This window comes from Mesorhizobium sp. 10J20-29 (genome assembly GCF_054130485.1).
This window is the reverse complement of sequence record NZ_CP199156.1, coordinates 1,861,629-1,874,773: the sequence shown is the minus strand read 5'-3', so window position 1 is coordinate 1,874,773 and position 13,145 is coordinate 1,861,629. Positions and strand designations below refer to the sequence as shown.

The window sequence follows — 13,145 nt, the reverse complement described above, 5'->3', positions numbered from 1 at the left end:
CGTATCCGCCCCCCGGCCTATACCCGCATGGCACGGCGATGCCGGAATATCAGCGCGGGACCGAAGATCGCAACCAGAAAGCCCAGCGCCGGCAGGACCATCTGCAGGAAGGCATAGACGCCGATGACGCGCCGGTTGCCGCCCGAGGCCAGCGCCACGGCCTCGGTGGTGATCGTCTCGAGCCGCCCGGCGCCGATCAGCACGGTGGGCAAATAGAGCCCGACCGAAACCGAAAAGCCGACCGCCGCCGCGGTCAGCACCGGCCGCGCCAGCATCGGCAGCTTGACGCGGAAGAACACGCTCCAGCGCCGCTTGCCGAGGCCGGCGGCAACCGCTTCGTAGCGCCTGTCATAGGCGCGCCAGGGATCCGACAGCGACAGGAAGACATAGGGCATGACGAAGACGAGATGGGCGAAGACCAGCGACGGCAGGCTTGCCTCCGCACCGGCCAGGATGAGCAGCAACTGCAGCCCGAACAGGAAGGCGACCTGCGGCACGATCAGCGGCAGGTAAAGCAGCATCAGGGCACCGCTCCCGCCGCGCCGGCCCGTTTCGTCCTCGCGCAGCAGCGACAGCAGCGAAAGCGCCACGGCAAGCAGCGTCGACAGGGTGGCGACGAGAACCGTCGTCGCCAGCGGCCCGGCGACGCGCGGCAGCGTCTTCATCCAGGTCTTCAGCGTCAGCCACTCAGGCAGCGCGTCGGGGTATTGCCACAGGCCCGCCACCGACCAGAGCGCCAGCGTGGCCAGGCCGGCGAACACGGCAAAGGCTGCCAGCATCACCGCCGCGAGTGCGGCACCCCGCAGCCAGGCGTCGCCGCGAAACCGCCAGCCGGTATCGCGTATGCGCTGGCACATGGCGGTGGACATGCGCTCGAAGCCGATCCAGATCGCGATGGCCAGCGCCGTCACGCCCAGTTGCAGGATCGCGCCGGCCGAGGCCAGGAAGCGCATCGAGAGGTCGGGGTCGCGCATCCACTCGATCAGCCGGACGGCGAGCGGCGCCGGCGTCGTCGGACCGAGGATCTGCGCGACATCGACGACCGAGGTCGAGAAGGCGATGACGGCGAAAACGGCCAGCCGCATCTGCCTGTAGAGCGGCGGCCATGTGCCGTGCAGGAAACCGGCGACCTGGCCATAGCCGAGCGAGGCGGCAAGCGCCCTTGTGCGGGCCGGGTCGGTCTGCGGCAGGGCGGCCAGCGCGATGAGCAGCAGGAAAGGGATTTCCTTGACGATCAGCCCCGCCGTCATCGTCAGCCCGGCCGGGTCGTGCACGATGAGCACGTCCGGCGGCTGGTGCCAGTCGGTCAGCATCGGCGACACGAGACGCGCCAGCATGCCTGACGGCGCGATCAGGAAGGCTAGCCCGAAGGCCACCGCAGCGTGCGGCACCGACAGCAGCGGCGACACGAGGTGCTGGATGCGGGCGAAGATGCGCGTACCGGACCAGCCGGCGACGAACAGCATGACCGCGCCAAGCGAGATGGCGGTGGCGGCAAGCCCGGTGCCGAGGCTTATCGCCACCGACATCCAGATGCCGGGTTCGGCAAGAACGGCAGCAAAGGGCGCAAGGCTGAGGGAAAAGCCGCCGAGCGCCGGGAAATAGCCGAGGGCCGGCAGAACCGTGCCGGCCAGCCCGGCGACGATCGGGCCAGCGAGCAGCAGAATGGCGAAGGGCGGCCCGAGCCTGGTCAGCATGGCGCTGGCGATGGGCAGCCGAGACCGGCCGGCCTCACGGGCTGGTCAGCCGGTGACGCAGGCGATCGCTCAGTTGGCAGCCCCATAGCGCCGCTTCCATTCGGTTTCCAGCCGATCCATCCAGCTCGGATGCGGTTCGTCAAGTGCGGGGCCGAGTTCGTCGGGCTTCAGCGTCGCGACGCCGAGGTCCAGCGCGTCGAAGCGGGCGCGGTCAGCGGCGTCGAGTTTCGAGACCGCCAGCACCGTCGGGTCGCCCCAGACCACCGGGTCCTGCTTGTGTGCCTGTGCCTCCGGCGAGATCAGGAAGTCGGCCAGCACCAGGGCGCCGGCCTTGGCGGCTGCATTGTAGGGGATCGCCACGAAATGCGTGTTGGACAGCGTGCCGCCCGGAAAGGTGAAGGAGCGCACCGTGTCGGGCAGTTCGCCGGCCGCAATGCCGCTCGACGCCTCGGACGGGTTGAAGGCGAAGATGATGTCGACCTCGTTGTCGGCGAGCAGCTGCTTCATGGCGGAGTAGTTCTGCGGAAAGCTCTTGCCGCCGCGCCACAGCAGCGGGTTGATCTCGTCCAGCCAGGCAAACAGCGGCGCGGTCACGGCGTCGAACGTCGCCTCGTCCACCGGCTTCAGGAGCAGGCTGCGGTCGGTCACGAGTTCGCTCAGCACCTGCTTGAGAAAGGACGAGCCGACGAAGTCCGGCGGCTGCGGATAGGAGAACCGACCCGGGTTTTCCTTCGCCCAGGCCAAGAGGTCCTTCGCCGATCCCGGCATGGAGGCGGCGTCGGTGCGGGCCGAATCGTGAAAGAAGACCAGCTTGCCCATGCCCCAGGGGCTTTCCAGACCCTCGACGGGAATGGTGAAATCGGTGCGGATGGTCGGCTTGCTCTCGATGTCGACATAGCGCCAGTTGGGCAGGCTTTCGGCCCAGCCGGGCGAGAACAGCAGGCCCTGCTCCTTCATCGAGGCGAAATTCTCGCCGTTGATCCAGATCAGGTCGACGGTGCCGCCGGCATCCTTGCCGCCGGCCTTTTCAGCGACGACCTTGGCCACCGCATTGGCGGTGTCGTCGAGCTTCACATGCACCATCGTGACGCCGTAGCGCCGGGACAACTCGTCGCCGGCCCATTCTAGATAGGCATTGATGTTCTCGGCGCCGCCCCAGGCGTTGAAATAGACGGTCTCGCCCTTCGCCTCGGCAAGCACGGCATCCCATTTCGCGGCATCGGGTTGTTCCGCCGCCGCCGCCAGCGTCATGGCGAGCAGCGATGCAATGCCCAAAATTGCCTGTTTCAATCCAGCCTCCCGGTCCTTTGCGGTCGTCCGGCGTTTGAGCATTGTCGCGTAAGCGGGGTCAATGCACGGATAAGCAAGCGGCGTTCACTTCGGGGTGAGAGCGGCTTGAACCGGAATGCCCGCCTAGACTTCGACCCAGCGCTCCTCCTTGAAGGAACGCGCCATGGCATCGACCGCCCGCTCGATCAGGATGCCTTCCTCGAAAGTCACCGCCACGCTGTCCTCGCCCATGATGCGGCCGATCAGCTGGCGGCATTCTATGGTCTTGAGCTCGTTGAAGCCGAGGCCGTGTCCGGGCGCCGGGATGAAGCGGTCATAGGGCCTGTGGTGCGGCGCCGTCAGGACGGTGCGAAAACCCTGCTCGGTCGGCCGGTCGGCGGTCAGATAGAGCTGGAACTCGTTCATCCGCTCCTGGTCGTAGAGGATCGACCCCTTTGCGCCGAAGATCTGGATCGCGATGCGACCCTTGCGGCCCCAGGCCGTGCGGCTGACCGCGATGAATCCCGAGGCGCCGTTCTCCAGCCTGAGCAGGATGGTGGCGATGTCATAGACTTCGACCGCTCGTTCGCCTTCCGGTGTCCGGCGCGTCGGATAGGGTTTTGCCATGTCGCACATGACGCGGGTGACGCGGCCGAACATCGTCTGGATGAGCGACAGCGGATGCACGCCGAAATCGTCGAGCGCGCCATAGCCGTTGGAGGCCTCGTGGCGCTGCTGGAACGGCGCTTCCGGGTCGGCCAGAAAATCCTCGTCCATCTCGATGCGGACATGGTTCACCGCGCCGATCACGTCCTCGTCGAGCAGCTTGCGGATGTGACGGATCGTCGGATTCTGGATGTAGTTGTAGCCAAGCACCGCCGTCCTGCCCGAAGCGCGGGCGGCCGCCAGCATCTCTTCGGCCTCGCCGAGATTGGGCGCCATCGGCTTCTCGCACCAGACATGCTTGCCGGCCTTGAGTGCTGCCCGCGCCATTTCGAGGTGGAAGCGGTTGGGCGTGGTGATCGACACGACATCGACTGCCGGGTCGGCTATCACCTCCCGCCAGTCGCCGGACGCTTTCTCGAAACCGAATTCTGCAGCCTTCTTCTCGGCCAGTTCCCGGTTGGCTTCGCCCAGATGCACCAGCCGCACCGCCGGCACGTCGCCGTAGACCGGCCGCACGGAATTCCAGGCCAGCGCATGGGCCTTGCCCATGAATCCGGTTCCGATCAGGCCGACGCCGATCTCTTGCATGCAACAGCTCCCTCCGACCACCGCCAGCGGCGGCGCATTTCCGATCTACCGCGTCGCATAATGGAATAGAAGCTGCATCGGCTGTTCGGTCTGGAATTTTTGTTCTATTCCTGTCGAAACGTTTCGAACGGGCAGGGCGATGACGGCCACGCAGGACGCACCCAGGGACTACCAGGCCTTGCGCACGGCCATTGCCGGTCGGGCCGGCGACCTGCCCCGCAGGCTCGCGCAGGTCGCCGCCTACGCGCTCGAATTTCCCGACGAGATCGCCTTCGGCACGGTCGCCAGCATTGCCGCCAGCGCCGAAGTGCAGCCATCGGCGCTGGTGCGCTTTTCGCACGCGCTCGGCTACCAGGGTTTTTCCGAACTGCAGGAAGTGTTTCGCTCGCGGCTGCGCGAACGCGTGCTGAACTATGACGAGCGCCTGTCGCAGCTGCGCGACCACGGCATCGCCGGCAGCAAGTCGGGGCTGGTGCTCGACGGGTTCCTGGAAGCCAGCGAGCGGTCCATAGCCAGCTTCCGCGAGAAGCTCGACCACGCGGCGATCGACCGGGCGGTGGACGTGCTCGCAGGCGCCGAGATCATCTATCTCATCGGCCTGCGCCGTTCCTTCCCGATTGCCTCCTATCTAAGCTATGCGATGGGCAAGCTCGGCGTGCGCAGCATCCTGGTCGACGGGGTCGCCGGAATGGGTTCCGAACAGGCGAGCTTCATCACCCCGAAGGATGCCGCGCTTGCGATCAGCTTCGCGCCCTATGCCAGCGAGACTGTGGCGCTGACCGGGGCGGCGAGGACGCGCGGCGCGAAGATGGTCACCATCACGGATTCGGTGATGTCGCCGATCGCCGCGCCGGCCGATGTGATGATCGAGATTGCCGAGGCGAATTTCGAGGGGTTCCGCTCGCTTGCGACCACCATGGCAGTCGCCATGACGCTCGCCGTCGCGGTCGCCGGACGGCGCAGCGAGCGCTAGGCGGTCGTCTCAGACAGCCGGCGGGATCGGCGGCGAATCGCCGGTGCCGGCGACCTGCTGGTCGAAGTCGATGATCGAGCCGGTCATCATGCCGCTTTCGGCGCTCGACAGATAGGCGACGGCGCGCGACACCTCGGCGGTATCGAGCAGCCGGCCGAACGGCTTCTGCTTTTTCGCATCCTCGATCCAGCCTTCCTGCGCACCGTGATAGGTCTTCATGATGCGGTCCTCGCCCGGCGTGTCCATGTGGCCGATGGTCAGGCCGTTGACGCGGATGCGGTGGTTGAGCACCGAATAGGCGACGTTCTTGGTCAGCGTGATCAGCGCGCCCTTCGACGAGCAGTAGGCGGTAATGAAGCTCTGCCCGCCATGCCCCGACATCGAGATGATGTTGACGACAGAACCCTCGATCTTCTCGCGCTTCATCACCTTCAGCGTGTCCTGCATCAGGAAGAACGGCGCGCGCACATTGACGGCGAACATCTGGTCGAACAGTTCCGGGTCGGTGTCCCAGATGGTGCCGCGGTCGGTGATGCCGGCCGAGTTGACCAGCACGTCGATGCGACCGAACGCCCTGTCGGCCTCGGCGACCACCTTGCGGGTGTCGTCCATGTTGGCGAGGTCGGCGGCGACGAAGATCACCTTCACGCCCTTCGCCTCGAGCGCCGCCTTCACCTTCGCACCGCGCTCTGCATTGCGGCCGGTGATCGCCAGCCCGGCGATGCCGCGCTCGGCAAAGAGATGCGCAATCGCTTCGCCCAGCCCCTGCGTCGAGCCGGTAACGATGGCGACCTTGCCTTCGAGCGAAGACAGTTTCAGCGACGATGCATCGAACATGCTTTCCTCCTCAGCCGATCGAAACCGGCTTGCCGGTCTCACGGGATTGCGTGGCCGCATCGGCCATCATCTGCGCCTTCAGCCCGTCGGTGCCGTCGGGGCTTGGCCTGGTCCCCTTCTCGACGACGTCGATGAAAGCCTCGATCTCCCGCCTGTAGGCGGCAGCGTAGCGCTCGAGGAAGAAGTTCTGCACCGGGTCGGCGACAATCCCGTCCGCGCCCGCGAAAGACACGGTGGTCTCGGGAACATTGGCGGCCGACAGCATGCCCTTCGAACCGTGCACCTCGATGCGCTGATCGTAGCCATAGGTGGCGCGGCGCGAGTTGGAGATCTGGCAGATCTTTCCGGACGCCGTCTTCAGCACCACGGCGGCGGTATCGACGTCGCCTGCCTCGCCGATCGCCGGATCGACCAGCGCCGAGCCGACGGCAAAGACCTCGACCGCGTCCTCGCCCAGCAGAAACCGCGCCATGTCGAAATCGTGGATCATCATGTCGCGGAACAGGCCTCCGGAATGCTTGATGTAGGAGACCGGCGGGGGTGCGGGGTCGCGCGACAGGATGGTGACCAGCTCGACATTGCCGGCCGCGCCGTCGGCGAGCCGCTTCTGGAGCGCCGCGAAGTTCGGGTCGAAGCGCCGGTTAAATCCGATCATCAGGGCGATGCCGGCCTTGTCGACGCGCTCCAGCGTTTCCCTGATCCGCGCCGAACTCATGTCGACCGGCTTCTCGCAGAACACCGCCTTGCCGGCCTTGGCCGCCGCATCGATATAGTCGGCATGGGTGTCGGTCGGCGTGCCGATCAGCACCGCGTCGATGCTCTTGTCGGCCAGGATCTCCTCGGCCGTGCGTATGGGTGCTCCGGTCGCGGCCGACAGCGTCTTGGCGCCCTCCGGAAACGGGTCGGCGATGGCCGCCAGTTTCGCGCGCGGCGAGGCGGCGATGTTCCTGCCGTGAATCTGGCCGATGCGGCCGGCGCCAAGCAGCGCGATGGAAATCATGGAGCCGTCCTTGTTGTCGTGGTGCTGTGAAGTTGCGCGCAGAATAAATATTCCACATTGACTGTCAAATGGAATGTGTGTTTCATTCCACGCTTCCTATGCAGATGTGCAAGATGCTAGCAGCCGTTCGACGGGAGGCAACACCATGACCGAAACGCACGCAGACGATCGGCCGCTCGACGTCATCTGCATCGGCCGTGCCTCGGTCGATCTCTACGGCCAGCAGATCGGTTCGCGCCTCGAAGACATTGCCTCTTTCGCCAAGTCGGTCGGCGGCTGCCCGGCCAATATTTCGGTCGGTACCGCGCGCCTCGGCCTGCGCTCGGCGCTGCTTACCCGCGTCGGCGCCGAGCAGATGGGCAGCTTCATCCGCGAGCAGCTGGTGCGCGAGGGCGTCTCGGTCGAGGGCATCGCCATCGACGGGGAAAGGCTGACGGCCCTGGTGCTGCTGTCCGTCGAGGCCGAGGGCGTCTCGCCGATGATCTTCATGCGCACGGATTGCGCCGACATGGCGCTGTCCGAAGACGATATCGACGAGGCATTCATCCGCTCGGCGCGTTCCATCGTCGTCACCGGCACGCATTTCTCGCGCGACAACAGCGACGCCGCGCAGCGCAAGGCGATCCGCATTGCCAGGGCGAGTGGCGGCAAGGTGGTGTTCGACATCGACTACCGCCCCAACCTCTGGGGCCTCGCCGGCCACGCCGAGGGTTTTGAGCGCTACGTCAAGTCGGACCATGTCTCGTCGCGGCTGAAGACCGTGCTGCCCGATTGCGACCTGATCGTCGGCACCGAGGAAGAAATCATGATCGCGTCCGGCGCCGACGACGTGCTTGGCGCGCTGAAGACCATCCGTTCGCTGTCATCCGCCACCATCGTCCTCAAACGCGGCGCGATGGGCTGCATCGTCTATGACGGCGCCATCAGCGACGACCTCGAGGACGGCATCGTCGGCAAGGGCTTTCCGATCGAGATCTACAACGTGCTCGGCGCCGGCGACGCCTTCATGTCGGGCCTGCTGCGCGGCTGGCTCGGCGGCGAAAGACTTCAGACTGCCGCCACCTGGGCCAATGCCTGCGGCGCCTTCGCCGTGTCGCGGCTGCTCTGCGCGCCGGAATATCCGAGCTTCGAGGAATTGCAGTATTTCCTCAAGAACGGCAGCCCGCATCGCGCGCTGCGCAAGGACGAGGCGCTGAACCACATTCACTGGGCGACGACGCGCCGCAACGACGTCCCGTCGTTGATGGCCTTTGCCTGCGACCATCGCATCCAGCTTGAGGACATCGCGAAACGTGCCGGCGCCGATCCTTCGCGCATCGGCGACTTCAAGGTTCTGGCGGTCAAGGCCGCGGCGCGCGTCGCCGATGGCCGCCCCGGCTACGGCATGCTGCTCGACGAGAAGCATGGCCGCAGCGCGATGTTCGAATATGCCAGGCACGGTTTTTCCTGGCTCGGCCGCCCGGTCGAACTGCCGGGTTCGCGGCCGCTGCGCTTCGAATTCAGCCAGGACATCGGCTCGCAGCTGGTCGAATGGCCGGTCGATCACTGCATAAAGTGCCTGAGCTTCTACCACCCCGACGACCCCGCCGAGTTGAAGACGGAACAGCAGCAGAAGCTGCGCAGCCTTTTCGATGCCGCGCGGAAAGTGGGCCGCGAACTCCTCGTCGAAATCATCGCCGGCAAGCACGGGACGCTCGACGAGGACACCATCCCGCGCGCGCTGGAAGAACTCTATGCGCTCGGCATCAAGCCCGACTGGTGGAAGCTCGAACCGCAGGCTTCGCCCGAGGCCTGGGCGAAGATCGAGACTGTCATCGCGAAACACGACCCCTGGTGCCGCGGCATCGTGCTGCTCGGCCTCGAGGCGCCACAGGCCGAACTCGAGGCGGCCTTCGCCGCCACCGCGAACGCGCCCATCGTCAAGGGCTTCGCCGTCGGCCGGACGCTGTTTGCCGACGCCGCGGAAAAGTGGCTGGCCGGCACGATCTCCGATGAGGCGGCCATCGACGACATGGCGGCGCGCTTCCAGCGCCTGACGGAATCCTGGCTTGCCGTGCGCGGCCGGAAAGCGGCATAGAGAGACGGGAGGAGAAGACGATGACGAATACCATCCGCCTGACCATGGCGCAGGCGCTGACCCGTTTCATGGCGCGCCAGATGACGGTGATCGACGGCGAGAAGCTGCCGATCTTCGGCGGCGTCTGGGCCATCTTCGGCCATGGCAATGTCGCCGGCGTCGGCGAGGCGCTCTACCAGCTGCGCGACGAGCTGCCGACCTACCGCGCCCACAACGAGCAGGGCATGGCGCATGCGGCGATCGGCTTCGCCAAGGCCAGCTTCCGCCGCCGCTTCATGGCCGCCACCTCGTCGATCGGGCCGGGCGCCACCAACATGGTCACCGCGGCAGCCCTGGCCCACGTCAACCGGCTGCCGGTGCTGTTCCTGCCCGGCGACGTCTTCGCCAACCGCGCGCCCGACCCGGTGCTGCAGCAGGTCGAGAGCTTCGGCGACGGCACGGTCAGCGCCAATGACTGCTTCCGCCCCGTATCGCGCTACTTCGACCGCATCACGCGGCCCGAACAGATCATCCCGGCACTCCACCGCGCCATGCAGGTTCTGACCGACCCCGCCGACTGCGGCCCGGTCACCCTGTCGCTCTGCCAGGACGTGCAGGCCGAGGCCTTCGACTATCCGGAAACCTTCTTCGAGGAGCGCGTCTGGACGCCGCGCCGGCCGCAGCCGGACGCCGGCGAACTCGACTCGGCGGTTGCCGCGCTGAAGGCCGCGAAGAAGCCGGTGATCATCGCCGGCGGCGGCGTGCTCTATTCCGAAGCCGCCGCGACGCTGAAGGCTTTCGCCGAGACGCACGGCATTCCCGTGATGGAGACCAATGCCGGCAAGTCGAGCCTGCCGCACGACCATCCGCTCAACATGGGCTCGGTCGGCGTCACCGGCTCGTCGGCCTCCAACCTGCTCGCCGAGCAGGCAGACGTGGTACTTGCGGTCGGCTCGCGCCTGCAGGATTTCACCACCGGCTCATGGGCGCTGTTCAAGGCCGATGGCGTCAGGATCGTCGGGCTGAACGCGCAGGCCTTCGATGCCGGCAAGCACCGCGCCCTGCCGCTGGTCGCCGACGCAAGGGCCGGTCTCGAAGCGCTCGAGGCGCGGCTCGGCAACTGGAAGTCGCCGGATGCCTGGGTCTCGACGGCACACGCCGCCCGTGCCGATTGGCTGAAAGCCGCCAAGGCGGTCACCGACCCGACCAACACCTTGCCGTCCGACGCCCATGTCATCGGCGCCGTGCATCGGGCGCGCGGCTCCGGCGCGACGCTGGTCTGCGCCTCGGGCGGGCTGCCCGGCGAGTTGCACAAGCTGTGGCCTTCCGGCGCGCCGGGCAGCTACCACATGGAATACGGCTTCTCGACCATGGGCTACGAGATTGCCGGCGGGCTCGGCGTTAAGCTCGCCAAGCCCGATGCCGACGTCATCGTGATGCTCGGCGACGGCAGCTACATGATGCTGAATTCCGAGATCGCCACCTCCGTCATGCTCGGCCAGAAGCTCACCATCGTCGTGCTCGACAATCGCGGCTTCGGCTGCATCAACCGGCTGCAGATGGCGACCGGCGGCGCCAACTTCAACAATCTTTTGAAGGACGCCAAACACGAGGTGATGCCGGAGATCGACTTCGCCGCGCATGCCGCCTCGATGGGCGCCGTGTCGCGCAAGGTCGCCTCGATCGCCGAACTCGAGCGTGCGCTGAAGGAGGCCGAGGCCGACACCAAGACCTCGGTCATCGTCATCGACACCGACCCGCTGATCTCGACCGATGCCGGCGGCCATTGGTGGGATGTCGCGGTGCCGGAAGTCTCGGAACGCCCGAGCGTCAACAAGGCGCGCGCGGACTACGAGAAGAACCGCAGGATGCAGCACCTGGTGAACTAGCGCTGGCTTGCCCTCCCTTGCGGGAGGGTCGGCGCGCAGCATCCAGACTTACCCCCACCCGCGACCTCCCCACGAGGGGGAGGCTCTCACACTGGAGCAAAAGACTTGAAAGCCAGACTGGGCATGTCCCCCATCGCATGGTGGAACGACGATCTTGCGGAACTCTCCGACGACGTGTCGCTGGAGGAGTGCCTGGCGCAGTCGCGCTCGGCCGGCTTCACCGGCATGGAGATGGGCCGCCGCTTTCCGAGCGACCCGAAAGTCATGCTGCCGATCTTGAAGAAGGCCGACGTGACGCTCTGCGGCGGCTGGTTCTCGGGCACGCTGGTCAACGAGGAGATGGCGGCGAACAAGGACCGCATCCGCCCGATGATCGAGCTGTTCAAGGCGGTCGACGCGCCCTGCATCGTCTATGGCGAGGTCGGCCGCTCGATCCAGGGCGACCGCTCGAAGCCGCTGGCAACGAAGCCGAAACTCTCCGACGACGAGATGAAGGCCTATGCGAAAAAACTGACCGAGTTCGGCGAGTGGTGCGCGGACGAGGGCATGCCGCTCGCCTACCACCACCACATGGCGGCGGTGGTCGAGACCGAGCCGGAGCTCGATGCCTTCATGCGCCATTCGGGCGAGGGCATCCCGCTGCTGCTCGATGCGGGACACCTGGCCTTTGCCGGCGGGAACGTGCTGCGCGCCATCGACAATCACCACGCCCGCATCAGCCACGTCCACGTCAAGGACGTGCGCATGGCGGTCATCGACGGCCTCGACCGCACGAAACAATCCTTCCTCGACGCGGTGGCGCTGGGCGCTTTCACCGTGCCCGGCGACGGGTCGCTCGATTTCGGCGCCATCGTTCAAAAGTTCGCCGGTTACGGCTATGAGGGCTGGTTCGTCGTCGAGGCCGAGCAGGACCCCAGGAAGAACCCGCCGCTGAAGATGGCGCAGGTCGGCCACAAGGAACTGATGCGGGTGATGACGGCCGCCGGCTACAGCGTCGAAACCCGGGGATTCCCGCAATGAAAAGGCATGGTGAACAGGCATGAAGGACCACGAGCACCCGTTTTTCCGGCCGCTCTGGCGGCGCATCCTGGTGGTGCTCGTCTGCGCGGGCTGGGCGGTCTTCGAATATTCCATGGGCTCGACGGGCTGGGGCATGGCGGCAGCCGCCTTCACCGCCTACGCGATCTGGCAGTTTTTCTATCTTTACAAGCCGGTCGATCCGGATGCGCCGGCGCCCGACGCCGGCGAGACGCCCGCCGACGAAAAGGAGAAGTGAGATGTCCAAGCTGATCGTCAAGGCCGACAGGGGCCACGGCCGCGTCGCCCACGTCACGCCGGAGACGGCCGGCTGGACCTATGTCGGCTTCGACCTGCACCGCCTGAAACCCGGCGAAAGCGTCTCGGCCAGGACCGAGGGCCGCGAGGTCTGCCTGGTCTTCGTCACCGGCAAGGGCAAGGTCACCGCCGCTGGCAAGGATCTCGGCCTGCTCGGCGAGCGCATGACGCCCTTCGAGGGCAAGCCATGGTCGGTCTACGTGCCTGAAAAGTCCGACTGGAGCGTCACCGCCGACACCGATCTCGAACTCGCCGTCTGCAGTGCGCCCGGTCTCGGCGGCGGCCTGCCGGCGCGCGTCATTGCGCCGGAAAGCCGCGACCCGATCGTGCGCGGCAAGGGCAGCAACGTCCGCCACGTCACCAACATCCTGCCGGAGAACGAGCCGGCGGACTCGCTGCTCGTCGTCGAGGTCATCACGCCGGCCGGCAACACCTCGAGCTACCCGCCGCACAAGCACGACCAGGACAACCTGCCGGCCGAATCCTATCTCGAGGAGACCTACTACCACCGCCTCAACCCGCCACAGGGTTTCGGCTTCCAGCGCGTCTACACCGACGACCGCTCGCTCGACGAGGCCATGGCCATCGAGGACGGCGACGTGGTGCTGGTGCCCAAGGGCTATCACCCCTGCGCGACCTGCCACGGCTACGACCTCTATTATCTCAACGTCATGGCCGGGCCGAAGCGGACATGGAAATTCCACAACGCAGCCGAACACGAATGGCTGATGAAGGCGTGACGCCGCGCTTTCGGCCATCCTGCCTGCGCTGGCTGGCATGATGACTTGGGACCAAGCCTCTGCTATCAGCCGGGCCAATTAAGCCGGCTTCGTCA

The 13,145-nt window shown here is 66.3% G+C and carries 11 protein-coding genes; 6 read left to right on the top strand and 5 right to left on the bottom strand.

The genetic code is table 11. The features are described 5' to 3' along the window. Positions 1-17: 17 nt before the first annotated feature. The 3 genes from ACT2BZ_RS08985 to ACT2BZ_RS08975 form a co-directional block, all read right to left on the bottom strand. Complete coding sequence (locus ACT2BZ_RS08985; protein ID WP_457940558.1) at positions 18-1,697, bottom strand: ABC transporter permease; 1,680 nt, start codon at positions 1,695-1,697, stop codon at positions 18-20. Positions 1,698-1,766: 69 nt separating this feature from the next. Then, positions 1,767-2,948, bottom strand: a complete 1,182-nt coding sequence (locus tag ACT2BZ_RS08980; protein WP_457941259.1) for an ABC transporter substrate-binding protein — start codon at positions 2,946-2,948, stop codon at positions 1,767-1,769. A gap of 162 nt (positions 2,949-3,110) precedes the next feature. Beyond that, positions 3,111-4,220, bottom strand: coding sequence for a Gfo/Idh/MocA family protein (locus ACT2BZ_RS08975; protein WP_457940557.1), 1,110 nt, complete (start codon positions 4,218-4,220; stop codon positions 3,111-3,113). Between the two features lie 139 nt (positions 4,221-4,359). Between ACT2BZ_RS08975 and ACT2BZ_RS08970 the strand changes: the two genes are divergently transcribed. After that, positions 4,360-5,193: a MurR/RpiR family transcriptional regulator gene (locus ACT2BZ_RS08970; protein WP_457940556.1), complete on the top strand. Its 834-nt coding sequence runs from the start codon at positions 4,360-4,362 to the stop codon at positions 5,191-5,193. Positions 5,194-5,202: 9 nt separating this feature from the next. Here ACT2BZ_RS08970 and ACT2BZ_RS08965 read toward each other — a convergent pair whose 3' ends face one another. Further along, complete coding sequence (locus ACT2BZ_RS08965; RefSeq protein ID WP_457940555.1) at positions 5,203-6,030, bottom strand: SDR family oxidoreductase; 828 nt, start codon at positions 6,028-6,030, stop codon at positions 5,203-5,205. A 10-nt stretch (positions 6,031-6,040) separates the two neighbouring features. Further along, the gene (iolG, locus tag ACT2BZ_RS08960; RefSeq protein WP_457940554.1) at positions 6,041-7,030 is read right to left on the bottom strand and encodes an inositol 2-dehydrogenase; all 990 of its coding nucleotides are present in this window, start codon (positions 7,028-7,030) and stop codon (positions 6,041-6,043) included. A gap of 145 nt (positions 7,031-7,175) precedes the next feature. Here iolG and ACT2BZ_RS08955 point away from each other — a divergent pair, with 145 nt between their 5' ends. From ACT2BZ_RS08955 to iolB, 5 genes are all read left to right on the top strand, one after another. Further along, a complete protein-coding gene (locus tag ACT2BZ_RS08955; RefSeq protein ID WP_457940552.1) occupies positions 7,176-9,107 on the top strand; it encodes a bifunctional 5-dehydro-2-deoxygluconokinase/5-dehydro-2-deoxyphosphogluconate aldolase in 1,932 nt (643 codons plus the stop codon). 20 nt (positions 9,108-9,127) lie between these two features. Beyond that, complete coding sequence (gene iolD / locus ACT2BZ_RS08950; RefSeq protein ID WP_457940551.1) at positions 9,128-10,975, top strand: 3D-(3,5/4)-trihydroxycyclohexane-1,2-dione acylhydrolase (decyclizing); 1,848 nt, start codon at positions 9,128-9,130, stop codon at positions 10,973-10,975. A gap of 105 nt (positions 10,976-11,080) precedes the next feature. Then, positions 11,081-11,995 carry a myo-inosose-2 dehydratase gene (gene iolE / locus ACT2BZ_RS08945; RefSeq protein ID WP_457940550.1) on the top strand — a complete coding sequence of 305 codons (915 nt, stop codon included), beginning with the start codon at positions 11,081-11,083 and terminating at the stop codon, positions 11,993-11,995. 19 nt (positions 11,996-12,014) lie between these two features. After that, positions 12,015-12,251 carry a DUF3329 domain-containing protein gene (locus ACT2BZ_RS08940; protein WP_457940549.1) on the top strand — a complete coding sequence of 79 codons (237 nt, stop codon included), beginning with the start codon at positions 12,015-12,017 and terminating at the stop codon, positions 12,249-12,251. Position 12,252: 1 nt separating this feature from the next. Further along, positions 12,253-13,050 (top strand): 5-deoxy-glucuronate isomerase, encoded by a 798-nt coding sequence (iolB, locus tag ACT2BZ_RS08935; RefSeq protein ID WP_457940548.1) that lies wholly within the window; start codon positions 12,253-12,255, stop codon positions 13,048-13,050. Positions 13,051-13,145 lie beyond the last annotated feature (95 nt).

Excerpts from the sequence above, each read along its gene's own strand:
- ACT2BZ_RS08970 (WP_457940556.1), top strand. The coding sequence starts at position 4,360 with ATGACGGCCACGCAGGACGCACCCAGGGACTACCAGGCCTTGCGCACG.
- ACT2BZ_RS08955 (WP_457940552.1), top strand. The coding sequence starts at position 7,176 with ATGACCGAAACGCACGCAGACGATCGGCCGCTCGACGTCATCTGCATC.
- ACT2BZ_RS08975 (WP_457940557.1), bottom strand. The coding sequence starts at position 4,220 with ATGCAAGAGATCGGCGTCGGCCTGATCGGAACCGGATTCATGGGCAAG.
- ACT2BZ_RS08980 (WP_457941259.1), bottom strand. The coding sequence starts at position 2,948 with ATGACGCTGGCGGCGGCGGCGGAACAACCCGATGCCGCGAAATGGGAT.
- iolG (WP_457940554.1), bottom strand. The coding sequence starts at position 7,030 with ATGATTTCCATCGCGCTGCTTGGCGCCGGCCGCATCGGCCAGATTCAC.
- ACT2BZ_RS08965 (WP_457940555.1), bottom strand. The coding sequence starts at position 6,030 with ATGTTCGATGCATCGTCGCTGAAACTGTCTTCGCTCGAAGGCAAGGTC.
- iolB (WP_457940548.1), top strand. The coding sequence starts at position 12,253 with ATGTCCAAGCTGATCGTCAAGGCCGACAGGGGCCACGGCCGCGTCGCC.
- iolD (WP_457940551.1), top strand. The coding sequence starts at position 9,128 with ATGACGAATACCATCCGCCTGACCATGGCGCAGGCGCTGACCCGTTTC.
- ACT2BZ_RS08985 (WP_457940558.1), bottom strand. The coding sequence starts at position 1,697 with ATGCTGACCAGGCTCGGGCCGCCCTTCGCCATTCTGCTGCTCGCTGGC.
- ACT2BZ_RS08940 (WP_457940549.1), top strand. The coding sequence starts at position 12,015 with ATGAAGGACCACGAGCACCCGTTTTTCCGGCCGCTCTGGCGGCGCATC.